This window comes from Streptomyces sp. NPDC030991 (assembly GCF_055571235.1).
Window position 1 is genome coordinate 111,789 of the sequence record NZ_JBVIFR010000010.1, and the last position, 24,671, is coordinate 136,459.

Annotated in this window: 19 protein-coding genes; 8 read left to right on the forward strand and 11 right to left on the reverse strand. The window is 71.8% G+C overall.

The window, feature by feature from the left end; all coding sequences use genetic code 11:
• Positions 1–3 precede the first annotated feature (3 nt).
• Positions 4–1,203 (forward strand): dTDP-4-dehydro-6-deoxyglucose aminotransferase, encoded by a 1,200-nt coding sequence (locus ACZ45E_RS20385; protein ID WP_468222428.1) that lies wholly within the window; start codon positions 4–6, stop codon positions 1,201–1,203.
• Positions 1,200–2,717, forward strand: coding sequence for a dTDP-4-amino-4,6-dideoxy-D-glucose ammonia-lyase (desII, locus tag ACZ45E_RS20390; protein WP_468222429.1), 1,518 nt, complete (start codon positions 1,200–1,202; stop codon positions 2,715–2,717). Before ACZ45E_RS20385 ends, desII begins: the two co-directional genes overlap by 4 nt.
• A 16-nt stretch (positions 2,718–2,733) precedes the next feature.
• On the opposite strand, the gene ACZ45E_RS20395 is transcribed toward desII, so the two are convergent.
• A complete protein-coding gene (locus ACZ45E_RS20395; protein ID WP_468222431.1) occupies positions 2,734–3,978 on the reverse strand; it encodes an activator-dependent family glycosyltransferase in 1,245 nt (414 codons plus the stop codon).
• A 167-nt stretch (positions 3,979–4,145) separates the two neighbouring features.
• Between ACZ45E_RS20395 and ACZ45E_RS20400 the strand changes: the two genes are divergently transcribed.
• Positions 4,146–5,126, forward strand: coding sequence for an NAD-dependent epimerase/dehydratase family protein (locus tag ACZ45E_RS20400; RefSeq protein ID WP_468222432.1), 981 nt, complete (start codon positions 4,146–4,148; stop codon positions 5,124–5,126).
• On the opposite strand, the gene ACZ45E_RS20405 is transcribed toward ACZ45E_RS20400, so the two are convergent.
• Both ACZ45E_RS20405 and ACZ45E_RS20410 read right to left on the reverse strand, forming a co-directional pair.
• Entirely contained in the window at positions 5,113–6,111 is a 999-nt protein-coding gene (locus ACZ45E_RS20405; protein WP_468222434.1) for a Gfo/Idh/MocA family protein, read from the reverse strand. The two genes, ACZ45E_RS20400 and ACZ45E_RS20405, sit on opposite strands and share 14 nt — an antisense overlap.
• A 14-nt stretch (positions 6,112–6,125) precedes the next feature.
• Positions 6,126–7,295 (reverse strand): macrolide family glycosyltransferase, encoded by a 1,170-nt coding sequence (locus tag ACZ45E_RS20410; RefSeq protein ID WP_468222435.1) that lies wholly within the window; start codon positions 7,293–7,295, stop codon positions 6,126–6,128.
• A gap of 412 nt (positions 7,296–7,707) precedes the next feature.
• Here ACZ45E_RS20410 and abc-f point away from each other — a divergent pair, with 412 nt between their 5' ends.
• The 3 genes from abc-f to ACZ45E_RS20425 all read left to right on the forward strand — a co-directional run bounded on the left by abc-f (position 7,708) and on the right by ACZ45E_RS20425 (position 10,948).
• On the forward strand, positions 7,708–9,387 hold the full coding sequence (gene abc-f, locus ACZ45E_RS20415; RefSeq protein WP_468222437.1) for a ribosomal protection-like ABC-F family protein: 1,680 nt from the start codon (positions 7,708–7,710) through the stop codon (positions 9,385–9,387).
• Between the two features lie 135 nt (positions 9,388–9,522).
• Positions 9,523–10,299 (forward strand): class I SAM-dependent methyltransferase, encoded by a 777-nt coding sequence (locus ACZ45E_RS20420; protein WP_468222439.1) that lies wholly within the window; start codon positions 9,523–9,525, stop codon positions 10,297–10,299.
• A 19-nt stretch (positions 10,300–10,318) separates the two neighbouring features.
• Positions 10,319–10,948 carry a dTDP-4-dehydrorhamnose 3,5-epimerase family protein gene (locus ACZ45E_RS20425; RefSeq protein ID WP_468222440.1) on the forward strand — a complete coding sequence of 210 codons (630 nt, stop codon included), beginning with the start codon at positions 10,319–10,321 and terminating at the stop codon, positions 10,946–10,948.
• A 63-nt stretch (positions 10,949–11,011) separates the two neighbouring features.
• On the opposite strand, the gene ahcY is transcribed toward ACZ45E_RS20425, so the two are convergent.
• From ahcY to ACZ45E_RS20455, 6 genes are all read right to left on the reverse strand, one after another.
• Positions 11,012–12,409 (reverse strand): adenosylhomocysteinase, encoded by a 1,398-nt coding sequence (ahcY, locus tag ACZ45E_RS20430; protein WP_468222442.1) that lies wholly within the window; start codon positions 12,407–12,409, stop codon positions 11,012–11,014.
• Positions 12,399–13,259 (reverse strand): methylenetetrahydrofolate reductase [NAD(P)H], encoded by an 861-nt coding sequence (gene metF / locus ACZ45E_RS20435; protein WP_468222443.1) that lies wholly within the window; start codon positions 13,257–13,259, stop codon positions 12,399–12,401. The genes ahcY and metF overlap by 11 nt, the downstream gene beginning before the upstream one ends.
• A complete protein-coding gene (metH, locus tag ACZ45E_RS20440) occupies positions 13,256–16,708 on the reverse strand; it encodes a methionine synthase (protein ID WP_468222445.1) in 3,453 nt (1,150 codons plus the stop codon). Before metH ends, metF begins: the two co-directional genes overlap by 4 nt.
• Positions 16,705–17,724, reverse strand: coding sequence for a carbohydrate kinase family protein (locus ACZ45E_RS20445; protein ID WP_468222446.1), 1,020 nt, complete (start codon positions 17,722–17,724; stop codon positions 16,705–16,707). Before ACZ45E_RS20445 ends, metH begins: the two co-directional genes overlap by 4 nt.
• Positions 17,725–17,815: 91 nt before the next feature.
• On the reverse strand, positions 17,816–19,024 hold the full coding sequence (gene metK, locus ACZ45E_RS20450; RefSeq protein ID WP_468222447.1) for a methionine adenosyltransferase: 1,209 nt from the start codon (positions 19,022–19,024) through the stop codon (positions 17,816–17,818).
• A 161-nt stretch (positions 19,025–19,185) separates the two neighbouring features.
• Positions 19,186–20,247, reverse strand: coding sequence for a glucose-1-phosphate thymidylyltransferase (locus ACZ45E_RS20455; RefSeq protein WP_468222449.1), 1,062 nt, complete (start codon positions 20,245–20,247; stop codon positions 19,186–19,188).
• Between the two features lie 134 nt (positions 20,248–20,381).
• Here ACZ45E_RS20455 and ACZ45E_RS20460 point away from each other — a divergent pair, with 134 nt between their 5' ends.
• Positions 20,382–21,758 carry an NDP-hexose 2,3-dehydratase family protein gene (locus ACZ45E_RS20460; protein ID WP_468222450.1) on the forward strand — a complete coding sequence of 459 codons (1,377 nt, stop codon included), beginning with the start codon at positions 20,382–20,384 and terminating at the stop codon, positions 21,756–21,758.
• On the opposite strand, the gene ACZ45E_RS20465 is transcribed toward ACZ45E_RS20460, so the two are convergent.
• The gene (locus ACZ45E_RS20465; RefSeq protein ID WP_468222451.1) at positions 21,706–22,194 is read right to left on the reverse strand and encodes a type II 3-dehydroquinate dehydratase; all 489 of its coding nucleotides are present in this window, start codon (positions 22,192–22,194) and stop codon (positions 21,706–21,708) included. The genes ACZ45E_RS20460 and ACZ45E_RS20465 overlap by 53 nt on opposite strands.
• A gap of 487 nt (positions 22,195–22,681) precedes the next feature.
• Here ACZ45E_RS20465 and ACZ45E_RS20470 point away from each other — a divergent pair, with 487 nt between their 5' ends.
• Positions 22,682–23,797, forward strand: a complete 1,116-nt coding sequence (locus tag ACZ45E_RS20470) for a helix-turn-helix transcriptional regulator (RefSeq protein WP_468222452.1) — start codon at positions 22,682–22,684, stop codon at positions 23,795–23,797.
• 34 nt (positions 23,798–23,831) lie between these two features.
• On the opposite strand, the gene ACZ45E_RS20475 is transcribed toward ACZ45E_RS20470, so the two are convergent.
• Positions 23,832–24,671 (reverse strand): metallophosphoesterase family protein, encoded by an 840-nt coding sequence (locus ACZ45E_RS20475; RefSeq protein ID WP_468222454.1) that lies wholly within the window; start codon positions 24,669–24,671, stop codon positions 23,832–23,834.

Consider the following 24,671-nt stretch of genomic DNA (forward strand, 5'->3'; position numbering starts at 1 on the left):
CTCGTGAAGCGTGCCCTCACCGACCTCGCGCTCTTCGGCGGGCCCGAGGCGTTCCTGCGCCCGCTCCTGGTGGGCATGCCCACCGTCGGCGACCGGGCCCGGTTCCTCGCCCGTCTCGAATGGGCCCTGGACAACGACTGGCTGACCAACGGCGGCCCGCTGACCACGGAGCTGGAGGGCCGCATCGCCGACCTGGCCGGTGTGCGGTACGCCGTCGCCACGTGCAACGCCACCGCCGCGCTCCAGCTGGTGCTCCGGGCCTCCGGGGTCACCGGCCAGGTCATCATGCCGTCGCTGACCTTCGCGGCGACTCCGCACGCGGCGAGCTGGGTGGGGCTCGAACCGGTCTTCTGCGATGTCGACCCGGTGACCGGCTGCCTCGACCCCGCGCGGGTCCAGGAGCTCATCACCCCCGCCACCGGGGCCATCCTCGGCGTCCATCTGTGGGGCCGGTCGGCGCCCGTCACCGAGCTGGAGAAACTGGCCGCCGAGCACGGGCTGAAACTGTTCTTCGACGCGGCCCACGCCTTCGGCTGCACCACCGGCGGCCGGCCGATCGGCGGCTTCGGGAACGCGGAGGTGTTCAGCCTCCACGCCACCAAGACGGTCAACGCCTTCGAGGGCGGCGCGGTCACCACCGACGACGGCGAACTGGCCGAACGGCTCGTGGCCCTGCGCAACTTCGGCATCGACCGCGACAAGTCGGTCACCGCCGTCGGCATGAACGCCAAGATGAGCGAGTGCTCGGCCGCCATGGGCCTCACCTCGCTCGACGCCTTCGCGCGGACCCGTGAGCGCAACCGGGAGAACCACGCCCTCTACCGCTCGGAGCTGCGCGGCGTCCCCGGCATCGAGGTCCTCGACTTCGACGAGAACGAGCGCAACAACCACCAGTATCTGATCCTCTTCACCGACCGTGCCGTCACCGGTCTGCCCCGCGACCGGCTGCAGGCCCTGCTCCAGGCCGAGAAGGTCTTCCCCCGGCTGTACTTCTCGCCGCCCTGCCATCTGATGCCCGCCTACCGGACCGATCCCCCGCTCCGGCTCCCGCACACCGAGCGCCTGTCCGAGCAGGTGCTCGCGCTGCCCACCGGTCCTTCGGTGTCCTTCGAGGACATCCGCCGGGTGTGCAGCATCATCCGGCTCGCCGCGGAGCGCGGCGAGCAGATCGAGGCGATGTGGGCGCAGGCAGTGCCCGCATGAGCGCCATCGGTCCGAAGCCCGACCCGGAGGTAACTGTTCTCGTGGACACCGCCCAAGCGGTCACGCCCGCACAGGTGATCGAAAACGTGGCACGTCCCGGCGGGGACCGCGCCGCGGCGATCCGCGCCCTGCGCACCCGTCTCGCATCCCTCGGCGACACCGGCGAAGGGGCCCGGGAGCGGGCAGTGCACCTGGTCGACCTGGCCGTGCGGTACGGCTCCCACCCGTTCACCACCCTGGAGCAGGCCCGCCATCTGCTGGGCGTGGACCGGGCGGCCTTCGCGACCCTGCTCGACCACTTCGGCCGCGTCCCCGAGCTCGCCACGGCCGTCCAGCGGGGCCCGGAGGGGAAGTACTGGACCAACACCATCCTGCCGCTGGAACGGACGGGCGCGCTCGACGCGGTCGTGCACGGGCGTCCGGCCTTCCCCTACAGCGTCGGCCTCTACCCCGGGCCGACCTGCATGTTCCGCTGCCACTTCTGCGTACGCGTCACCGGTGCGCGCTACGACGCGTCCGCCCTGGACGCCGGCAACGCCATGTTCGCCTCCGTCATCGACGAGGTGCCCGACACCCAGCCCTCCACGGTCTACTTCTCCGGCGGGCTCGAACCGCTCACCAACCCCGGGCTCGGTGAACTGGCGGCGCGCGGCGGCGCACGCGGGCTCGACATGACCCTCTACACCAACGCCTTCGCCCTCACCGACCGGACCCTGGAGCGCCAGCCGGGGCTGTGGTCGCTGCACGCGATCCGCACCTCGCTGTACGGCCTGGACGACACCGAGTACGAGGCCACCACGACCAAACCGCGCGCCTTCGGGCGGGTCAGCGCCAACCTGGGCGCGTTCATGGCGCAGCGGGCGCGGCGCGACGCCCCGCTGCGGCTCGGTCTCAACTACATCGTGCTGCCGGGCCGGGCCGGCCGGCTCATGGACCTCGTGGACTTCGTGGCCGACCTGAACGAGCACTCCCCGGACCGCCCCCTGGACTTCGTGACGGTGCGCGAGGACTACAGCGGCCGTGCGGACGGCGCGCTCGCCGCCGCGGAGCGCGCCCGGCTGCGGGACGCGCTGCGGGACTTCACCGCGTACGCGGGCGAGCGGACCCCCGCCCTCCACATCGACCTCGGGTACGCCCTGGAGAGCCTGCGCAGCGGGGTGGACACCAAGCTGCTGCGCATCACCCCGCAGACCATGCGCGGCGGGGCGCACGCGCAGGTCGCGGTCCAGGTCGACCTGCTGGGCGACGTCTACCTGTACCGCGAGTCGGGGTTCCCCGAACTGGCGGGCGCCCAGCGGTACATCGCCGGGCGCGTCACGCCGGGGACGAGCCTGCACGACGTGGTCCGCACGTTCGTCGAGCGCCATCCGCACATCGAGCCGCGGCCCGGCGACGAGTACTTCCTCGACGGTTTCGACCAGGCCGTGACCGCCCGCCTGAACCAGATGGAGCAGGACATCGCCGACGGCTGGGGGGCGCACCGGGGCCTGCTGGGCGCGGGCACCGGGGGGTGAGCGCGCCGCGGCCGGTTCAGCGGGCGGCCACCCGCTCCTCCAGGGCGGCCACCACGGCCTGCGGGCTGGGCTCGGCGCGGGCCTCGGCGCGCAGCGCGCGGGCCCGGTCGCGGAACGAGGGGTCGCCGAGGACCCGGGCCACGCTGTCGCGGAGGTCCTCGGCGCTCACCTCGCCCTCCTTCAGGTGCAGCCCGGCGCCCGCGGCGGCCGTCTGCTGCGCGCGCAGGACGGTGTCCCACAGGTACGGCACCATGATCTGCGGAACCCCGTGGTAGAGGGCCGTCGACCAGGTGCCGTTGCCGCCGTGGTGGACGACGGCGGAGCAGCTTTCGAGCAGGACGTCCATCGGGGCGAAGTCGACGACCCGGACGTTCTCCGGCAGCGGTCCTGCCTTGGCCAGGGCGGCGGCGTCGGCGGTGACGACGAGTTCGGCGTCGACCTCCGCGAGGACCGTCAGGTAGCGGTGGAAGACCTCCGGGTCGGCGGTGAACCCGCTGCCGGTCGAGCCGGTCGTCACGCAGACCCGCCGCCGCGGCGCGGGCTCCTTCAGCCACTCCGGGACGACGGCCCGGCCGTTGTACGGCAGGTACCGCAGGCCCACCGTCGGCAGTGCGAGGTCGAGCCTGAACCGCTCAGGCAGCATGTCGACCGAGAACTGGCCGGTCACCAACTCCTCGTCGTACGAGACTCCGTGGCGCTCTGCTGCCTCGGCCAGCCAGTCGCGCAGCGGGTCGGGGCGCTGTCCCGCTGGCCGTTCGCCGAGCCGCTTCACGAACTCCTGGCGGAAGTGCGCGTTCAGGTCGCTGGCGCTCAGCACCCGGGCGTGGGCGGCGCCGCTCGCCCGGGCGGCGATCGCCCCGGCGAAGGTGTACGGCTCCCACAGCACCAGGTCCGGCTGCCACTGGCGGGCGTAGTCGACGAGGCCGCGGACGAACGACTCGTCGTTGATGACCGAGTAGAAGGAGGGCACGGACAGGTCGTAGAGGTTGAACAGGTAGTCCCAGCCGCGTACTTCGGGCCGGGACAGGTCGATGTCCGCGGAGTACTTCTGGAGTTCCGCGCCCTTCTCCCGCATCACTTCGAGCAGCCGGTGGTCCTCGCCCACCGGCACGGCGGTCAGCCCGGCCCCGGTGATCGCGTCCGCGAAACCGGGGTGGCTGGCCACGCGGACGTCGTGCCCCGCGGCGCGCAGCGCCCCCGCGAGAGGCACGAAGCCGTGGAAATGCGAGGTGTGCGCGAACGCCGAGATGAGCACACGCATGGACAACTCCCCCAGACACCAGAGCGATTGACGGGCAGTCGCCGATTGTGCCGCGCCGCCCGTGACCCGCATATGCGCAGCCGCCCCCGCTGGACCCGGGGACGAGTACTCCTCGAGCGGGCGGTCGGTACCGGCGCCCCGAGAAGCCACGACGAGAGGCAGCAGCCATGACCGGCCGCCCTTCCACCGCCGCCCGCCCGCGGACTCCCCGGCGCCCCCTGGTCGTCGTCCTCGGCGCCTCCGGATACATCGGTTCGGCCGTGGTGCGGGAGCTGTCCGGCCGTCGGATACGGCTGCGCGCGGTGGCCCGCGGCCCGTTCGCGCTGCCTGCGGGTGGCCGGGCGGTGGCCGAGGCGGTGCGGGCCGACCTCACCGAGGAGGGCGCCGTGGCCGCCGCGGTCCGCGGCGCCGACGCGGTGATCCATCTGGTCGCGCACATGGCGGGCGCGGGCTCCTGGCGGTCCGCCGCGTCGGATCCCCGGGCGGAGCGGGTCAACGTGGGCCTGGTGCGGGAGGTGATCGCGGCGGGCGCGGCCGCGCCCGGTGGAGGGCCGCCCCCGACCGTGCTCCTGGCCAGCACCAACCAGGTGACGGACGGCGAGGGCCCGCAGCGCAGCGCCTACGCCCGGCACAAGGCCGCGGCGGAGCGGCTCCTGCTCGACGCCGCGGCCCGGGGAGCCGTCCGGGGCGTCGCGCTGCGGCTGCCCACCACCGTCGGCAGCGAGGCGGGGGTGGGGCCCGCGATGGCGCGCCGGGCCCTGTCAGGGGAGACCCTCACGTTGTGGCACGACGGCACCGTGCGGCGGGAGTTCCTCGACGTGGCCGACGCGGCCCGTGCCTTCGCCCTCGGCCTCGACCACGCGACGGCGCTCGACGGCCGCGCCTGCGCGGTGGGCGGCCACGTCGTCGCGCTCGGCGACCTGTTCCGGGCCATCGCCGACAGCGCGGCCCGGCACACGGGGCGGCCGCCCGTGCCGGTGGTGTCGGTGGCGCCTCCCGAGTACGCCGAGACCGGTGACTTCCGTGACCTCGACGTCGACTCGTCGCTCTTCCGGGACGTGACGGGGTGGCGGCCCGGGGTGTCCTTGCGCCGCGCCGTCGACGACACCGTGGCGGCCGTCGCGCGGCGACCGGTCACGGCGGGTTGACCGGCCGGCCCGTCGTGTCCCGTCGCGCGACGGCACGGACGGCCTCGACCAGCCGGGCCTGTTCCACCAGCGCCTCGCCGGTCAGCGGGGACGGGGCGCCCGTGCGGACGCCTTCGACGAAGGCCGTCACCACGGAGCGGAACTGGTCGTGCGGGGGGACGGACAACTCCTCGCGGGAGCCGTCCCGTTCGAGGTGGATCACCGCCGTGTGGTCGGCGGGCGGCGTGTAGGCGCGGGGCACGATGATCCGCCCCTTCGAGCCGGTGAGCTCGTACCGGCCGCGGTAGGCGTGCTCCAGGCCGAAGCCGAGCTGGGCCACTGTGCCGTCGGGCGCCGTGAGCAGCGCCGCACCGCCGGTGTCGACGCCGGTGTGCCGGTCCCTCTTCAGGTGTGCGCCGGCCACGTCGAGGCCGGGCCCGAGGTGGCGCAGGGCGGTGCGCAGCGGGTAGCCGCCGACGCCGGTGAGCGCGCCGCCGTCCAGGTCGCGGCGGTGCCGGATGTCGTCGGCCGGTTTGCCGGGGATGGTGAATTCGGCGCTGAGTGAGCGCAGTCGGCCGATCGAGTCCGCGGCGAGCAGTTCGTCGACCAGCCGGTGCTGGGGGTGGCACAGGAACATGTAGTTCTCGAACAGGGCCCGGCCGCGGGCGCGGGCGAGGCCCCGCAGCTCCGTGGCCCGGCGGGCGCTGCCCGTCATCGGCTTCTCGCACAGGACGTGCTTGTCCGCGCGCAGCGCGCGATCCGTCCAGTCGGCGGTGAGCGCGGGCGGCAGCGGGATGTAGACGGCGTCGACGTCGGACCGGCCGAGCACGGCCTCGTACCCGGTCACCGGATCGCCGCCGAACCGCCGGGCGAAGGCGGCCGCCTTGGCCCCGTCCCGGCTGCCGACCGCGACCACCTCGACCGAGGGGTGGGCGGCGAGCGCGGGCAGCATGCGCCGCCAGGCGATGTCCGCACAGCCCAGCACGCCCACCCGTATCCGGTCCACCGCCGTCCCCCGGGCTAGCGCAGCGCCGTCTCGACGAGGTCGGCGGCCCGCCGGGTCCCGCCCTCGGCCAGCAGTTCGGCACGCAGCGCCGCGGAGCGGCGGCCGACCTCCGGGTCGCCTGTGAGCTCCAGCAGCGCCGTGCGCAGCGTCTCGGCGGTGGCGTCGGCGGTGTCGATACGCCGGGCCACGCCCAGCGCGACGAGCTGGTCGGCGTTGCCGAACTGTTCGGCGCCCTGCGGCACGGCGATCATCGGCACACCGGTGTAGAGGCCCTCGCTGCTGCCGCCCATGCCGGCGTGGGTGACGAAGGCGTCGGCCTGCTCCAGGATCGCCAGCTGCGGCACCCAGTTGTGCACTTCGACGTTGGCCGGGATCTCCCCGAGCTCCTTGGCGTCGGTCTGCCGGCCGATCTGGAGGACGACGTGCCAGCCGTCCAGGTCGCCGAAGGCCGCCAGGCACTGCCGGTAGAACTCCACCTGGTGGGTGTAGGCGGAGCCGAGGGAGACCAGCAGCACCTTCCCCGCGTCGGCCGGGCGGGTCCAGCCGCCCTGGTCGGAGCGGTCACCGAGGCAGGGTCCGACGAAGGTCACCACGTCGGTGTCGACCCGGTCGGCGTTGGGCTGCATCGCCTTGGTGATCAGCGCGAGGGACCGGGCGGGCATGCCGCTGAACCCGTCGACGTCCAGCGTGGTCGCTCCGCACCCGGCAAGCCAGGAGGTGAACTTCTGCCGGTACGCGTCGGCGCCCGGCAGCCCCATCAGGACGTCGCCGATCTCCTCCTGGTAGCCCTTCCACGCCACGAAGGTGGGGGAGAGCTGGATGAGCGGGCGGCCCTGGGCCTCGGCGAGCGCGCGGCCCGCGTAGGACCCGATGTCGTACAGGTAGAGGTCGGCGGGGTCCTCGTCGTAGTGGGCGCGCAGCTGCGGGAGCGCCTGGATCGCGTCGTCGAGGAAGAGGGTCATCGCCGCGATCGGGTCCGTCGGCCAGTTGTTGTCGGCGATGGGCAGCGTGGTGGTGACGGGGACGAACTCGGCACCGGCGGCGGTGATCAGGTCGGCGACGGCCGGATCGTCGGCGTACGTCACGCGATGCCCGCGCGCGACGAGTTCACGGATGACCTCGATGCCGGGCAGGACGTGGCTGACGATGGGGCTGCCGATCATCGCGATGTGGTGACGGGACATAAGGAACGACTCTTTTCGGTGCTACGGCGAAAGGACCGACACTAACCACCTCCGCACCACCGCGCCCGGCGCAGCCGAAAATCACCGGGACTTGGCCGATTCCCCGCTGCATATCCCCTCACCTGCGCAAAGGGGTTCTGCTAAGATCTTCTGTGTGATTCTCACTTTCGCCTCCGCAGGCTACTACTACATCTGACGCCGTCCCCGCGGGCAGTTCTGCCCCGGGTGTTCCAGGCATGGCGGGTGCCGCTTCTCCAGCGGCCTTCCACCGCCGCTCGAGTGCCGCTCCGGCCTTTCGCGACAGCATCTTGTCCTGCGCCCTGCGGTCATGCCTGCCCCCGGCACCTGTGCGAGCAGTACTCCCGCCTCGGTCGACCTCTTCTGGCCTACGGACGAAACGGCGTGCGAATCCATGCATGACTCCTCTTTCACGAACTCCCCCACGAGCTCTTCCGCGAACTCCCCCGCAAGCGGATTCCAGGTGGTCCTCGACGACATCGGGCACTCCCGCGGCCCCCGCCGCCTGCTGGACGGGGTGCACCAGTCCGTGGCCCTCGGCGAGCGCATCGGCGTCATCGGGGAGAACGGATCGGGCAAGACCACCCTGCTGCGCCTGGTCGCCGGGGTGGACAAGCCCGACGAGGGCCGGGTCCTGGTGCGTACGCCGGGCGGCACCGGCTACCTCCCGCAGACCCCCGAGCTGGCGCCCGACGACACGGTGCGGGACGCCATCGACCACGCGCTGGCCGAACTCCGCTCCCTAGAGCGGGCGTTGCACCGCTGCGAGACGGCCATGGCCGAGGCGGAGGGCGGCGAGCTGGACGCGCTGCTCGCCGAGTACGGCGATCTCACGGAGGCGTTCGAGGCCCGGGACGGCTATGCGGCCGACGCCCGGGTGCAGGCCGCCATGCACGGTCTCGGCCTGTCGTCCGTGGACCCGGCCCGGCGGCTGGCCAGCCTGTCCGGCGGTGAGCAGGCCCGTCTCGGCCTGGCCTGCGTGCTCGCCGCCGCACCGCAGCTGATGCTGCTCGACGAGCCCACCAACCATCTGGACCGGGCCGCCCTGGAGTGGCTGGAGGACCACCTGCGGTCCCACCGCGGCAGCATCCTCGTCGTCTCCCACGACCGGGTCTTCCTGGAGCGGGTGGCCACGGCGCTGTGGGACGTGGACGCCGAGGGGCACACGGTCCACCGCCACAGCGGCGGTTACGCGGGCTATCTGAAGGCCAAGGAGGCCCTGCGGCTGCGCCGCGAGCAGCAGCACCAGGAGTGGAAGGAGGATCTGGCCCGCCAGCGCGAGCTGACCCGCGCCGCGGCGAGCCACGCGGCCGCCGGGCCCCGGGCCAACACCGACCGGACCAACGGCCGGCATCAGCGCAGTGTGGAGAAGCAGATCTCCGCGCGCGTGCGAAACGCCAGGGAACGGCTGCGCCGCCTGGAGGAGAACCCGGTCCCCCGCCCGCCCCAGCCGATGCGTTTCGCGCCGCGGATCCAGGGCGGTGACGCCCCGGCCGCCCCGGTGGTCGCCGGGCTGTATCACGTCGAGGTGGGGCAGCGGCTGCACGTGCCGGACTTCGAGGTGGCGCCGGGCGAGCGCATCCTGATCACCGGCCCCAACGGGGCGGGAAAATCCACCCTGTTGCGGGTGCTGGTCGGTGATCTGGAGCCGGACCGGGGCACGGGCACGCGTCCGGCGCGCACCGGCTGGCTGCCGCAGGAGACGCCGGTCACCGAGCCCGGCCTGAGCCTCCTGGACGCGTTCCGCGCGGGCCTGCCCGGCGACGAGGAGGCGCACCGCGGGGTGCTGCTCGGCCTGGGGCTGTTCAAGCCGTCGGACCTGGCGACCTCGGTGGCCGGGCTCTCCGTCGGGCAGCGCCGCCGCCTCGCCCTGGCCCGCCTGCTGCGCGACCCCGTCGATCTGCTGGTGCTCGACGAGCCGACGAACCATCTGTCCCCTGCGCTGGTGGAGGACCTGGAGGAGGCCCTGGCGCACTACCGGGGCGCACTGGTCGTCGTCTCCCACGACCGCATGCTCCAGCGGCGCTTCACCGGGCGCACAGTGCGGCTGGAGAACGGCTCCATCCGCGACTGACGCGGCTGTTCCGTCGTACCGCCCCCGTGGGACGGTACGACGGAGCGATCACCCCCAACTCGCCCGGGGGACACCGGCGTTGCCGTGACCGCGCTCCGGCTCTTCTGACCCACCGGCGAAAGGAACGGCCCTCTCATGGCCAAGGACGGATTCACCGACCCGCGCATCGTCCCCCACGAGTCGGACCAGGAACGCGACGCGCGTGAACGGCTCACGAAGCTGCTCGTCGACAGCCCCATCCCGCCCGAGTACCTGATCGACAACCTGCCCGTCTATCTGCGCCGGCACCAGCTCGCCGACCTGCTCTCCATGGACGCGCTCTACCGCATGCTGCCCGAGGTCCCGGGCTCCATCATGGAGTTCGGGGTGCTGCACGGCCGCCACCTGGCCACGCTCACGGCCCTGCGCAGCATCTACGAGCCGTACAACTCGCTGCGGCGCATCATCGGCTTCGACACGTTCACCGGCTTCCCCGACGACATCGGGGACGTGGACAAGGTCAGCACCAGCGCCGTCGCCGGGCGGTTCGCGGTGCCGGAGAACGAGGTCGACCACCTGCGCGAGGTGCTGGCCGCGCACGAGGCGTCCGAGCCGTTCGGGCACACGCAGCGCTCCTTCGTCGTCCAGGGCGATGTGCGCGAGACCGTTCCGCAGTACCTGGCGGAGAACCCGGAGACGGTCATCGCCATGGCCTACTTCGATCTGGATCTGCACCAGCCCACCAAGGAACTCCTTGAGGCGATCCGGCCGCACCTGACCAAGGGGAGCATCCTCGCGTTCGACGAGCTGGCCCACCCGAAGTGGCCGGGTGAGACCACCGCGCTGCGGGAGGTCTTCGGCCTGGACTGCGGTCCGCTGCGTCAGCTGCCCGGCCGTGAGCCGCCGGTCATCTACCTGAAGTGGGGCGAGTGACCGGCCGCGGGGTGCTGTGATGACGACGCGACCCATCGGCGCGATCGCGCCCACCACCGTCCGGGAACTCGCCGTCGAGGGTGCCTACGAGTTCACGCCCGAGGTCTTCCCCGACCGGCGCGGCCTGTTCGTGACGACGTACCAGCAACCCCGGTTCGCGGGGACGACCGGGCACGACTTCCCCGTCTTCCAGACCTGCCAGAGCCGGTCGAGCCGCGGGGTGGTGCGCGGTGTCCACTTCACGGCGACCCCGCCGGGCATGGCCAAGCACGTCACGTGCGGGCGCGGCCGGGCGCTGGACTTCGTCGTCGACCTGCGGGTGGGCTCGCCCACCTTCGGCACGTGGGACACGGTCGAGCTCGGCGAGGAGACCTTCCGGTCCACGTATCTGCCGGTCGGCGTGGGCCATGTGTTCGTCGCCCTGGAGGACCACACGACGATGACCTACCTCATGTCCGGGCCGTACGTGGCGGAGCACGAGCTCGCCGTCTCCCCGCTGGACCCGGAGCTGGCCCTGCCGCTCACGCTCGACGGCGTGGAGCCGGTGATGTCCGGGCGCGACATCGCGGCGCCCACGCTGGCGCAGGCGCTGGAGGCGGGCATCCTGCCGAACTACGCGGCCTCCCGTGCGCTGGAGGCGGCGCTGTAGCGGCCCGTCGCCGCGTGAACGTGACCGCCGGGGCCCGTGGCCCCGGCGGTCACGTGTTCCGTGTCAGTAGCGGTAGTGGTCCGGCTTGTACGGGCCCTCGACCTCGACACCGATGTACGAGGCCTGCTCGGGGCGGAGCGTGGTCAGCTTCACGCCGAGCGCGTCCAGGTGCAGGCGCGCGACCTTCTCGTCCAGGTGCTTGGGCAGCACGTAGACGTCGGTCGGGTACTCCGACTGCTTCGTGAACAGCTCGATCTGGGCCAGCGTCTGGTCCGCGAACGAGTTGGACATCACGAACGACGGGTGGCCCGTCGCGTTGCCCAGGTTCAGCAGACGACCCTCCGACAGCACGATCAGGACCTTGCCGTCGGGGAACGTCCACGTGTGGACCTGCGGCTTCACCTCGTCCTTGACGATGCCGGGGATCTGGGCCAGGCCGGCCATGTCGATCTCGTTGTCGAAGTGGCCGATGTTCCCGACGATGGCCTGGTGCTTCATCCTGGCCATGTCCGAGGCCATGATGATGTCCTTGTTGCCGGTCGTCGTGACGAAGATGTCGACCTTGTCCACGACCTCGTCCAACGTCGTGACCTGGAAGCCGTCCATCGCCGCCTGGAGCGCGCAGATCGGGTCGACCTCGGTGACGATGACGCGGGCGCCCTGGCCGCGCAGCGACTCCGCACAGCCCTTGCCCACATCGCCGTAACCACAGACCAACGCGGTCTTCCCACCGATGAGAACATCCGTCGCACGGTTGATGCCATCGATCAGGGAATGACGGCAGCCGTACTTGTTGTCGAACTTCGACTTCGTCACCGCGTCGTTCACATTGATCGCGGGGAAGAGGAGCGAACCCTCACGCTGCATCTCGTACAGCCGGTGCACACCCGTCGTGGTCTCCTCCGTCACGCCACGGATCTCCGCGGCGATGGCGGTCCAGTCGAGGGAGCTGCTCTCCAACAGGCCGCGGACGACGGCCAGTTCCTCGTTGGACGCCTCGGGCAGCCGGCCCGTCTTCTGCCGCTCGACCCCCAGGTGGACGAGCATGGTGGCGTCACCGCCGTCGTCCAGGATCATGTTCGGGCCGGACTGTCCCGGCCAGGTCAGCGCCTGCTCGGTGCACCACCAGTACTCCTCCAGCGTCTCGCCCTTCCAGGCGAAGACGGGGATGCCGGCGGCGGCGATGGCGGCGGCGGCGTGGTCCTGCGTGGAGAAGATGTTGCAGGAGACCCAGCGGACCTCGGCGCCCAGGGCGATGAGCGTCTCGATGAGGACGGCCGTCTGGACCGTCATGTGCAGAGAGCCGGTGATACGCGCCCCGGCGAGCGGCTGCGTGGCGGCGTACTCCTCGCGGAGCGACATCAGGCCGGGCATCTCGTGCTCGGCGAGAGTGATCTCCTTGCGGCCGAACTCGGCGAGGGAGAGATCGGCGACCTTGAAGTCGGTGGACTCAGCTGACATGGAGGCTCCTTGAGCTGTTCAGTACGTTGCGGTGGATGTCCGGGGCCGCGGTGGACTTGTTGAGCGTGATGTAGTGCAGGCCGGGGGCGCCCTCGGCGAGCAGCCGCTCCGCCATGGCGGTGGCGTGGTCGACACCGATCCGGTACGCGTCGTCGGGCCGCTCGCGGGCGGCTTCGAGCCGTTGCGCCAGCTCCGCGGGGAAGGCCGCGTCGGAGAGTTCGGCGAAGCGCCGGATCTGGCGGGCGTCGGTGGCGGGCATGATCTCCGGGATGATGGGCGTCGTGCAGCCCGCGGCCTCGACGCGGTCGCGCAGCCGCAGGTAGTCCTCCACGTCGAAGAACATCTGGGTGATGGCGTAGTCCGCGCCCGCGCGGCACTTGGCCACGAAGTGCCGGATGTCGCTGTCCCAGTCGGCGGAGCGCGGGTGCTTCTCGGGGAAGGCCGCGACGCCGATGGTGAAATCCCCCAACGACCGGACCAGTTCGACGAGTTGGTAGGCGTGCCGGAAGCCGTCCGGGTGCGGGTTCCAGGGCCCCTTCGGGTCGCCGGGCGGGTCGCCGCGCAGGACGAGCACATCGCGGACTCCGGCGTCCGCGTACTGGCCGATGATGCGGCGCAGCGCGGCCACGGAGTGTCCGACGGCCGTGAGGTGCGCCACCGGGCGCAGGGTCGTCTCGGCCACGATCCGCTTGGTGACCTCGATGGTGCGCTCCCGCGAGGAGCCGCCCGCGCCGTAGGTGACGGACACGAAGTCGGGCGCGAGCGGTTCGATACGGCGGACGGCCTGCCACAGGGCCTGTTCGCCCTTGGCCGTCTTCGGCGGGAAGAACTCGAAGGAGAACGTCGTCATGCGCGGCCTCCCGCGTTGAAGTAGCTCGCCTCGGGGTGGTGGACGACGATGGCGTCGGTGGACTGCTCGGGGTGGAGCTGGAACTCCTCGGAGAGCTGGACGCCGATCCGCTCGGGTCCGAGGAGTTCGGCGATCTTGGCGCGGTCCGCCAGGTCCGGGCAGGCCGGGTAGCCGAGCGAGTAGCGGCAGCCCTGGTACTCGGTGCGGAACATGCCGTCCATCGCGGACGGGTCGCTGCCGGCGATGCCGAGTTCGGAGCGGACGCGGGCGTGCCAGTACTCGGCGAGGGCCTCGGCCAGCTGGACGGAGAGGCCGTGCAGTTCGAGGTAGTCGCGGTAGGAGTCGGCGGCGAACAGCTCGGCGGTGGCCTCGCCGATCCTGGAGCCCATCGTGACGACCTGGAGGCCGACGACGTCGGTCTCGCCCGACTCCTCCGGGCGGAAGAAGTCGGCCAGGCACAGGCGCCGGCCGCGGCGCTGGCGCGGGAAGGTGAACCGGGTCCGCTCGTTGCCCTGCTCGTCCAGGATGATCAGGTCGTCGCCCTTGGACACGCACGGGAAGTAGCCGTGGACCACGGCCGCCTCCAGCAGGTTCTCCGTGCGCAGCCGGTCGAGCCACATCCGCAGCCGCGGCCGGCCCTCGCTCTCGATGGTGTCGCCCTTGAGCCCCCACTGCCCCTTGAACAGGGCGCCTTCGTCGAGCCAGGAGGCGTACTCCTTGAGCTGGATGCCCTTGACGACGCGGGTGCCTCGGAAGGGCGGGGTGGGCACCGGGTTGTCGACGGCGACGTCGGAGCGGCCGACGTCCTGCGGTTCCTCCAGGACCGGCTCCCGCTGGGGCACCCGGCGTTTCTTGAGTTCGGGGAGGGTGGCGCCGGGGACGCCGCGTTTGACCGCGATGAGGGCGTCCATCAGGCGCAGGCCCTCGAACGCGTCCCGGGCGTAGCGGACTTCGCCCTCGTAGATCTCGTGCAGGTCCTGCTCGACGTAGGCGCGGGTCAGGGCGGCGCCGCCGAGGATGACGGGGAAGTCGGCCGCCATCTTGCGCTGGTTCAGCTCCTGGAGGTTCTCCTTCATGATCACCGTGGACTTGACCAGGAGCCCCGACATGCCGATGACGTCGGCCCTGTGTTCCTCGGCGGCTTCCAGGATCGCCGAGACCGGCTGCTTGATGCCCAGGTTGACCACGTTGTAGCCGTTGTTGGACAAGATGATGTCGACGAGGTTCTTGCCGATGTCATGGACGTCACCGCGGACGGTGGCGAGCACGATGGTGCCCTTGCCCTCCGCGTCCGACTTCTCCATGTGCGGCTCCAGATAGGCCACCGCGTTCTTCATCACCTCGGCGGACTGCAGCACGAACGGCAACTGCATCTGGCCCGAGCCGAACAGCTCACCGACCACCTTCATACCGGCCAGCAGCGTGTCATTGACGATCTCCAGCGCCGGACGCGTCGTGAGGGCTTCTTCGAGGTCCTGGTCGAGGCCGTTCTTCTCACCGTCGATGATCCGCGCCTTGAGCCGCTCCTCCAGCGGCAGCGCCGCCAGCTCCTCCGCCTTGCCCGCCTTCAGCGACTTCGCCGTGGCGCCCTCGAAGAGCGCCATCAGCTTCTGCAACGGGTCATAGCCCTCGCTGCGCCGGTCGTAGATCAGGTCGAGGGCCGTGGTCACCTGCTCCTCGTCGAAGCGCGCGATCGGCAGGATCTTCGAGGCGTGCACGATCGCCGAGTCCAGGCCCGCCTTCACACACTCATCCAGGAACACGGAGTTCAAAACGATGCGCGCGGCCGGGTTCAGACCGAAGGAGATGTTGGACAGGCCGAGGGTGGTCTGGACGGCGGGCCGGCGCTTCTTCAGCTCGCGGATCGCCTCGATCGTGGCGATGCCGTCCTTGCGGGACTCCTCCTGGCCCGTACAGATCGTGAAGGTCAGGCAGTCGATGAGGATGTCCGCCTCATGAATCCCATAATTCGTCGTCAGGTCCTCGATCAGACGCTCCGCGATGGCCACCTTGTGCGCGACCGTGCGGGCCTGACCCTCCTCATCGATGGTCAGCGCGATCAGCGCCGCACCGTGCTCCCGCGCCAGCTCGGTGACCTTCGCGAACCGGGACTCAGGCCCATCCCCGTCCTCGTAGTTCACCGAATTGAGCACCGCACGCCCACCCAGCTTCTCCAACCCCGCCCGCAGCACCGGGACCTCGGTGGAATCCAGCACGATCGGCAGCGTCGAGGCGGTGGCGAACCGGCCCGCCAGCTCGGCCATGTCAGCCGCCCCATCACGCCCCACATAGTCCACGCACAGGTCGAGCATGTGCGCGCCCTCACGGATCTGCTCCCGCGCCATCTCCACACAGTCGTCCCAGCGGCCCTCCAGCATCGCCTCGCGGAACTTCCTCGACCCGTTGGCGTTCGTCCGCTCACCGATCGCCATATAGGCGGTGTCCTGCCGGAACGGGACCGTCTGGTACAGGGAGGCGGCGCCCGGCTCCGGGCGCGGCTCACGCCGGGTCGGCTCCGTGCCCCGCACCCGCTCCACGACCTGGCGCAGATGCTCCGGCGTCGTGCCACAGCAGCCGCCCACCAGCGACAGCCCGTACTCGCGCACGAACGTCTCCTGCGCATCCGCCAGCTCCCCGGCGGAGAGCGGATAGTGCGCCCCGTCCTTCGTCAGCACCGGAAGACCCGCGTTCGGCATCGCCGAGATCGGGATACGCGAATGCCGCGAGAGATAGCGCAGATGCTCGCTCATCTCCGCCGGACCCGTCGCACAGTTCAAGCCGATCATGTCGATACCGAGGGGCTCAAGGGCCGTCAGCGCCGCACCGATCTCCGACCCGAGCAGCATCGTGCCGGTCGTCTCGACCGTCACCGAACAGATCACCGGCAGGTTCGTGCCCGTCGCCTCCAGCGCCCGGCGGGCACCGATCACCGACGCCTTCGTCTGGAGCAGGTCCTGCGTCGTCTCGACCAGCAGCGCATCCGCGCCACCCGCGATCAGCCCCTCCGCATTGCGCTGGTAGGCATCACGCAGGACCGTGTAGGGGGCGTGGCCCAGGGTGGGCAGCTTCGTGCCAGGACCCATCGAACCCAGCACCCAGCGCTGCTGCCCGGTGGCGGCGGTGAACGCGTCAGCGACCTCACGCGCCACCCGCGCACCGGACTCCGACAGTTCGAAGACCCGATCCGCGATGTCGTACTCGCCAAGCGCCGCATGGTTGGCGCCGAACGTATTGGTCTCCACACAGTCCACGCCGACCGCGAAATAAGCCTCATGCACCGAGCGCACGATGTCGGGACGCGTGACGTTCAGGACCTCGTTGCAGCCCTCCAGCTGCTCGAAGTCGTCGAGACTCGGGTCCTGCTCCTGGAGCATGGTGCCCATCGCACCGTCAGCCACCACGACACGGGTGGCGAGGGCTTCGCGGAGGGCGTCCGAAGAGGCGCTCACGAGCCGTCGCCGCCCTCGCGGGTCGCGGCCGCCAGGTGGGGGGCGATCTCCGCGGCGGCGTCGGCTCCGTACGCGGCCGTGAGGTTGGTGAGGAGCCGGCCGGTGGCGGCGTCGTAGGACTGGGAGCCGACGGTGCGGATCGCCTCCGCCGCGACCGCGCAGCCGAGCCGTGCCGCGGCCGTCAGACCCAGGCCCCGGGCGGTGGCGGCGAGGAACCCGGCCCGGAACGCGTCGCCGACGCCGGTCGGGTCGGCGACCGGGACGCCGGGCACGGCGGGCACGCGCAGGGAGGTACCGTCGGCGCGGTCCGCGCGGGCGCCGTCGCCGCCGAGCGTGGTGACCCAGGTGCCGACCCGGCCGAGCACCTCGGCGCGGGTCCAGCCGGTGCGTTCGAGCAACAGGGCGGCCTCGTACTCGTTGGTGAAGAGCCAGCGGGCGCCGTCCACGAGGTCACGCACCTGCTGGCCGTTGAGGCGGGCGAGCTGCTGCGAGGGGTCCGCGGCGAACGGGAGGCCGAGGCCCCGGCACTGCCGGGTGCGGCGGATCATCGCCTCGGGGTCGTCGGGCGCGATCAGCACCAGGTCGGGCCGGGGGCCCGGTGCGGCCGGGCCGTCCCCGACGAGGGCGGTCAGGTCGATGTCGCGTGCCTCGACCATGGCGCCCGCGTAGAACGAGGCGATCTGGTTGGCGTCCTGGTCGGTGGTGCACATGAACCGGGCGGTCTGCCGTTCGCCGGAGACCAGGACGCCGCCGGTGTCGACGCCGTGCTCCTTGAGCCAGACCTCGTACGGTCCGAAGTCGGTGCCGACCGCGCCGATCAGGAGCGGCGCGAGGCCGAGGCCTCCGAGTCCGAAGGCGATGTTGGCGGCGACGCCGCCCCGCCTGACTTCGAGGTCGTCGACGAGGAACGACAGGGAGACATGGTCCAGTTGGCCGGGGATCAGCTGGTCCGTGAATCTGCCGGGGAACACCGTCAGATGGTCCGTGGCGATCGAGCCGGACACCGCGATACGCACGTGAGCACTCCCGTTGGGTGCGTGGGCCGGGCAGGGGCCCTTCGGTCGACCGGCCGGGTCTGCGGCCGGCCGTCGGTCGGTGGAGGGCGGGTCAGAGTCCGGCGGCGGCCTTGAGGCGCTCGGCGCGGTCGGTCCGCTCCCAGGTGAAGTCGGGCAGTTCGCGGCCGAAGTGGCCGTAGGCGGCGGTCTGGGAGTAGATCGGGCGGAGCAGGTCGAGGTCGCGGATGATGGCGGCCGGGCGCAGGTCGAAGACCTCGGAGATGGCCCGCTCGATGGCGGCCTGCGGGACGGCCGCGGTGCCGAACGTCTCGACGAACAGGCCGACCGGCTCGGCCTTGCCGATGGCGTAGGCGACCTGGACCTCGCAGCGCCTGGCGAGCTCGGCGGCCACCACGTTCTTGGCGACCCAGCGCATCGCGTACGCGGCACTGCGGTCCACCTTGGACGGGTCCTTGCCGGAGAAGGCGCCGCCGCCGTGCCGGGCGTAGCCCCCGTACGTGTCAATGATGATCTTGCGGCCGGTCAGTCCTGCGTCGCCCATCGGGCCGCCGATCTCGAAGCGGCCTGTCGGGTTGACCAGGAGGCGGTAGCCCTCGGTCTCCAGCTTGATGCCGTCCTGCGCGAGCTGCGCGAGGACGTGCTCCACGACGTGCTCCTGGATGTCGGGCGTCAGCAGCGAGCCCAGGTCGATGTCGCTCGCGTGCTGCGAGGAGACCACGACCGTGTCGAGCCGGACCGGGCGGCTGCCCTCGTACTCGATGGTGACCTGGGTCTTGCCGTCCGGACGCAGGTAGGGGACGGTGCCGTCTTTGCGGACCTCGCTCAGGCGGCGCGCGAGGCGGTGCGCCAGCTCGATCGGCAGCGGCATCAGGTTCGGGGTCTCGTTGCTGGCGTAGCCGAACATCAGGCCCTGGTCGCCGGCGCCCTGCTTGTCGAGCTCGTCGTCATCGCCCTCGACCCGGTTCTCGTACGCCGTGTCGACGCCCTGCGCGATGTCAGGGGACTGTGCGCCGATGGAGACCGAGACACCGCAGGAGGCGCCGTCGAAGCCCTTGCTGGAGGAGTCGTAGCCGATCTCCAGGATCTTGTCGCGCACGAGCTGCGCGATCGGCGCGTACGCCTTCGTGGTGACCTCGCCGGCCACGTGCACCTGGCCGGTGGTGATGAGGGTCTCCACGGCGACGCGCGACGTGGGGTCCTGGCTCAGCAGCGCGTCGAGGATGGTGTCGCTGATCTGGTCGGCGATCTTGTCGGGGTGGCCCTCGGTCACGGACTCCGAGGTGAACAGGCGACGGGACATGGCTCTCCAGAGGTCTGGTGGGAGGGGTGCGGTGCGACGGGCGGACGGTGGCACGGCGGTGCCACTCTCTCCACGGCCGCTCGGGCCGGGGACGTGGACCGGTGGAGTGCGCCCACGGTGGCGCACGAGGCACGCTCGAGAAACGCCGGACACGCGCTACGTCACGCCGCCACCTCCGCGTTGGCGTGGTCGCCGACGAGCAGCTGGTGCCCGGCGGCGGAGCGGCCGATCCGGGCCCAGCGGCCGATGATCGAGTGGTAGAGGGCGGGGACGCCGTCGACGGCCGCGCCCTCCAGGAGGATCGAGTCGGCGACGGCGGAGCGCCGCAGGACGCAGTCGCGGCCGACGGAGACGTACGGGCCGACGGTGCAGTCGGTCACGGTGCTCCCGGCGGCGATCACCAGCGGCCCCACGAGGTGGCTGCCGCGGACCCGGGCTCCGGCCTCGACGACGACCGGGCCGCTCAGGGTCGTGCCGGCGTCGACGTCCCCGTGCACGGCGGGCCCGGTGAACCGGCCGAGCAGCTCCCGGTTGCAGTCGAGCAGGTCCTCGGCCTGGCCGGTGTCCTTCCAGTAGCCGTCGTAGCGTGCGGCGCGCACCAGCGCGTCGTCGTCGGCGAGGCGCTGGATGGCGTCGGTGATCTCCAGTTCGCCGCGGGCGCTGGGGCGCAGCCCCGCGACCGCCCGGTGGATCCGGGAGGTGAAGAAGTAGACGCCGAGCACGGCGAGGTCGCTGGCGGGCTCGGCGGGCTTCTCGACCAGCCGGTGCACCCGGCCGTCGGCGCCGACCTCGGCCACCCCGTAGGCGCGTGGGTCGGCGACCGGCTGCACGAGGAGCAGCGCGTCGGCGGGGCCCGCGGTGAAGGCGTCGGCCGCCTCCGTGATGCCGTCCGCGAGCACGTTGTCGGCCAGGTACATGACGAAGTCGTCGTCGCCGAGGAAGTCGGCCGCGAGCTGGACGCAGTGGGCGAGCCCGCGCGGATGGTCCTGGTGCAGATAGGTGAGGTGGAGACCGAACGCGGAACCGTCACCGACCACCTGGGAGATCTCCGCGGCGTGGGTGCCGACGATGACGGCCGCCTCGGTGACGCCCGCGTCGCGGATGTTCTCCAGACAGTGCGCGAGAACGGGTTTGTTGGCCACGGGCAGCAGTTGTTTGGCGGTCGAGTGGGTGAAGGGGCGGAGCCGGGACCCCGTCCCCCCTGACAGTATGAGCGCCTTCATACTCCGCGAGTGTGCTGGTGATGCCTCAAGGAGGGCTTGACGCTCCCCGGAGCGCGCAGGTCCTGGCGGCTGCCTCGACGGGGCCGCGTGCCGTCGTCGAGCGGGGCTCGACCGGAGCCCCGGAGCATGCCCGCATGGCCTCATCGAAGACCCCACCGCCCCTCGCCGAGCTGGGGGACGCCTCCTTCGACCGGTGGCTGGACGAGCAGCGCCGCAGGCATCACTGGGCTGTCCGGCGCACGCCGCTCGACACGTTGCCCGGCTGGCGCTTCTGCCGGGACACCGGCGACCTGGTGCACTCCTCCGGCCGGTTCTTCTCCGTCTCCGGGCTGCGTGCCACGACCGACTTCGGCGCCGGGGGGCAGCGGCCGCAGAGCTGGACGCAGCCCGTCATCGTGCAGCGCGAGGTGGGGCTGCTCGGCGTTCTGCTCAAGGAGTTCGACGGCGAGGTGCACTGCCTGCTCCAGGCCAAGATGGAGCCGGGCAACCTCAACGGGCTACAGCTGTCGCCGACGGTGCAGGCGACCCGCAGCAACTTCACGGGGGTGCACCGGGGCCGCCCCGTGCCGTACACGGAGTACTTCACCGGGGACCGGCGTGGCGGGCGGGTGCTCGCCGACTCGCTCCAGTCCGAGCAGGGCTGGTGGTTCCTGCACAAGCGCAACCGCAACGTGGTCGTCATGACGGACGACGACGTGCCGGCGCTCGACGGGTTCCGCTGGCTGTCGCTGCGCCGGGTCGGCGCGCTGCTCCTCCGCGACCATCTGCTGAACATGGACAGCCGTACGGTCCTGTCGACGCTGCCGTGGCAGTTGCTCGCGGGCCGCGGCGAGCTGTCGGCGCCCGCGGACCCGGACGACGCGCTGCACTCGTTCGCCGGGGTGCTGTCGGTGCTGGCCGATGCCCGGTTCCGGTACGAACTGACGCAGGAGCAGCTGCCGTTGCGTAAAGTCCTTGAGGGTGCCGCGGGCCCGTGGCGGCGGACCCCGGACGGCATCGGGCGGCGTGACGGCCGGCACTTCACGGTGCTCGGGGTGAGCGTGGAGGCGCAGGCCCGCGAGGTGGCCCGCTGGTCCCAGCCGCTGCTCGCCCCGGAGGCGGGGCTCGCCGGGCTGCTCGTGCGGCGCTTCGGGGAGATGCCGCACGTGCTGCTGCGGGCCCGGGTGGAGGCGGGCAGCCTGAACGTGGCCGAGTTCGGGCCCACGGTGCAGTGCTCGACGCGCCATCTGCACGAACGGGGCGCGCGCCGCCCCGAGTTCCTGGAGACCCTGCTCGATCCGCGCTCCGGACGGGTGCTGTTCGACACCGAGCAGTCCGAGGAGGGCGGTCGCTTCCACCACGCGGTGACGCGCAATCTGATCGTCGAGGTGGACGCGGCGCATCCCGTGGACCCGCCGGCGGACTTCTGCTGGGTGTCGGTACCGCAGGCGCACGAGCTGCTGCGGCACGGCAACTACCTCAACGTGCAGGCCCGTTGCCTGATGACGGCGCTGATGCTGACGGCGGCGTAGCGCCACCGGACAGGTGCAGGAGGGCCTGGGCGGCCAGCCGGTATCCAAAGGCTCCGAGGCCGACCACGACGCCGCTGGCCAGCGGTGCGATCACCGACTCGTGCCGGAACTGTTCGCGGGCCCATACGTTGCTGAGGTGGACCTCGATCCACGGCGGTGCGTAGCTGGCGAGCGCGTCGCGCAGACTCCAGCCGGCGATCATCAGGGCACCGGGGTTGACGATGGCACCGACGGTGTTGTCGCTGTGCCGGTGCAGGGCGCCGACGAGATCCCCTTCCGAATCGTGCTGCACGGACAGCACTTCCCAGCCCCGGACGGCTATTTCCTCGGCGACCGCCGCCTCGATATCGGCCAGCGTATCGGTGCCGTATATCTCCGGCTCACGCCGTCCCAGAATTCCCAGATTGGGTCCGTTCAGGAGAAGCACGGTACTCACTGTGGCCACCTCGGTATTCGCACACGTCCGCGCGATCCGACCGCGGACTCCGGACGGCCCCCATGCTGTCGCCGCCGTTCGCGGTACGCCACTCTCAGAGCTGATAGTTCAGGGACCGCCCGGACCTGCGCGGACGCGGGCGCGCCGACACGCCGCTCGAACGCGGCTCGGGCGCCGGTCGAGCCCGCCCACACGGCAAGCCGCCCCGGAGCGCCCCCGACCTACCCTGGTCGGCGCACCGCACCGCCCCCACTCGGACGGCACGGACCCCATGACAGGAGATGTGATGCTCGATTCTCCGTTTCGCCTGAGCCTGCGCCTGCCCCCCGTTTTCTCTGTCATACGCGTCTGCCGCGACGACTTCTGCGAAATCGCCCGCCTGACCGAGTCGTCTTTTACCGCCTGGGCCGACGGTGAACTCGAAGAAGGAATTCGACTGGCGGCCTCCGCCGGTCACACAGAACCCGAATGCACCGGAAATTGCAAGGTGTTGGCAAAGATCTGGCACGCCTCCCTGCTCGTCGGGATCCGCGATCTCTCCTCCGCGGCGCGGGTCCTCGCCGACGTGGACGCGCTGACGGCGGCCCGGTCCGAGACGGGCGCCGGCGTCGGGGCGGCCTCGCTGCTCTGCGCGGCGGACCTCGCGTTCGCCGAGGGGGACGTCACCGCCGCCGTGGCTCTCGCGGGCCGGGGCGCCGACCAGGCGCAGCGGACGGGCCTGCACCGCATCCTGCCCGACGCGCACACCGTGATGGCGCTGAGCGCGCTGCGGCAGGGCAGCATGAGCGTGAGCACGGAGTTCGCCAATCAGCTGCGGGACTGCGCGCTGCTAGGGCAGACGGCCCACCGGCCCAGCCAGTGCGCGTGGGCCGCGGCTCAGCTCCTGGAGGTGCAGGGCGGCGCGACCAGCGCGGCCCAGCTCGTCGTGGGCATCGTCACGGACGACCGGCTGCTTCTGGAGCTGTTGGCGTCCCAGCCCGCCGCCGCCGCGTGGCTCGTCAGGGCCACCCGGCACCTGGGCGACGAGGCGCTCGCCCGGCGGGTGGCCACGGCGGCCGGCGAACTCGCCGCGCGCAACCGCACGCTGCGGTCCGTCGCGGCGGCGGCGACGCACGCCGTGGGGCTCCTGGAGCGTGACCCCGAGCGGATCGCCGCAGCGGGCGCCGCGCATCTGGACCCGTGGGCCGCCGCGTCCGCCTGCGAGGACGCCGGGAAGCTCTTCGCCGCGCGGCCCGCGGAGCGTCAGCGGGCGGTCGAGGCCCTGGAGGCGGCCGCGGACGGCTACGGGAACGCCGCCGCGCCGCGCGACGCCCGCAGGGTCGTGAGCCGGCTGCGCTCGCTCGGCGTGCGGCGGGGCCGCTGCCCGCAGTACCCCGGCCAGCGCGGCGGGAGCCCGGGCACGCTCACCAACACCGAGGCCGCCGTCGCCGAGCTGGTGAGCCAGGGCTTCACCAACTCCCAGGTCGGCGAGCGCCTGTTCATCTCCGGGCACACCGTGGCCTTTCACCTGAAGAAGATCTTCCGGAAGATGAACGTGGCCTCACGGGTGGAGCTGACGCGGACCTGGAGCCAGCTGTCGGGCGCGACCGCCCCGGCGCACTGAGGGCCTGTCCTCGAACCCCCGGGGCGCCGCGCGGTCACATGATCCGGCGCAGGATTCCCGGCGGGCCCTGCCGCTTCCGCCACTCGCGGGGGTACCCCACGGAGACCTCTTCGAAGCGGACGCCCTCGTGGTAGGTGGTGCGTGGGATGTGGAGGTGGCCGTAGACCATGGCGGCCACGCGGAACCTGCGGTGCCAGTCGGCGGTCAGCCGGGTGCCGCACCACATGGCGAACTCCGGGTACCACAGCACCTCCGTCGGGTGCCGGTCGAGCGGGTAGTGGTTGACGAGGACGACCGGCAGGTCGTCGGGGAGTTCGGCGAGCCTGCGGGCGGTCTCCGCGACCCGGGCCCGGCACCAGGCGTCCCGGCTCGGGTACGGGTCGGGATGCAGCAGGTTCTCGTCGTTGCACAGGACGCCGGTGCTGTGCGCGTAGGCCAGCCCCTCCTCCTTGGTGGCGCATCCCTCGGGCAGGAACGAGTAGTCGTAGAGCAGGAAGAGCGGTGCCACGGCCACCGGGCCGTCCGGCCCCTGCCAGACCGGGTAGGGGTCCTCGGGGGTCGTGACGTCCAGTTCGCGGCAGAGCTCGACCAGGTGCTCGTAGCGGTCGACGCCGCGCAGGGTGACCGTGTCCCGCGGGTGGGTCCACAGTTCGTGGTTGCCGGGGACCCAGACGACCTTGCGGAAGCGGCCCGCGAGGGTCTTCAGGCACCAGCGGATGTCGGCGACGGTCTCCGCCACGTCACCGGCCACCAGCAGCCAGTCGTCGTCGGACTCCGGTGCCATCCGCTCGATCAGCGCACGGTTGTCGGGGTAGCCGACGTGCAGGTCGCTGATGGCCAGCAGCTGTCCGCCGCCGTGGGCCGTCGAGGTCAC

Coding starts and splice junctions, on each gene's coding strand:
- desII (WP_468222429.1), top strand. CDS start 1,200: ATGAGCGCCATCGGTCCGAAGCCCGACCCGGAGGTAACTGTTCTCGTG.
- ACZ45E_RS20455 (WP_468222449.1), bottom strand. CDS start 20,247: ATGAAGGCGCTCATACTGTCAGGGGGGACGGGGTCCCGGCTCCGCCCC.
- ACZ45E_RS20460 (WP_468222450.1), top strand. CDS start 20,382: ATGGCCTCATCGAAGACCCCACCGCCCCTCGCCGAGCTGGGGGACGCC.
- metK (WP_468222447.1), bottom strand. CDS start 19,024: ATGTCCCGTCGCCTGTTCACCTCGGAGTCCGTGACCGAGGGCCACCCC.
- abc-f (WP_468222437.1), top strand. CDS start 7,708: ATGCATGACTCCTCTTTCACGAACTCCCCCACGAGCTCTTCCGCGAAC.
- ahcY (WP_468222442.1), bottom strand. CDS start 12,409: ATGTCAGCTGAGTCCACCGACTTCAAGGTCGCCGATCTCTCCCTCGCC.
- ACZ45E_RS20425 (WP_468222440.1), top strand. CDS start 10,319: ATGACGACGCGACCCATCGGCGCGATCGCGCCCACCACCGTCCGGGAA.
- metF (WP_468222443.1), bottom strand. CDS start 13,259: ATGACGACGTTCTCCTTCGAGTTCTTCCCGCCGAAGACGGCCAAGGGC.
- ACZ45E_RS20400 (WP_468222432.1), top strand. CDS start 4,146: ATGACCGGCCGCCCTTCCACCGCCGCCCGCCCGCGGACTCCCCGGCGC.
- ACZ45E_RS20410 (WP_468222435.1), bottom strand. CDS start 7,295: ATGTCCCGTCACCACATCGCGATGATCGGCAGCCCCATCGTCAGCCAC.
- ACZ45E_RS20420 (WP_468222439.1), top strand. CDS start 9,523: ATGGCCAAGGACGGATTCACCGACCCGCGCATCGTCCCCCACGAGTCG.
- ACZ45E_RS20395 (WP_468222431.1), bottom strand. CDS start 3,978: ATGCGTGTGCTCATCTCGGCGTTCGCGCACACCTCGCATTTCCACGGC.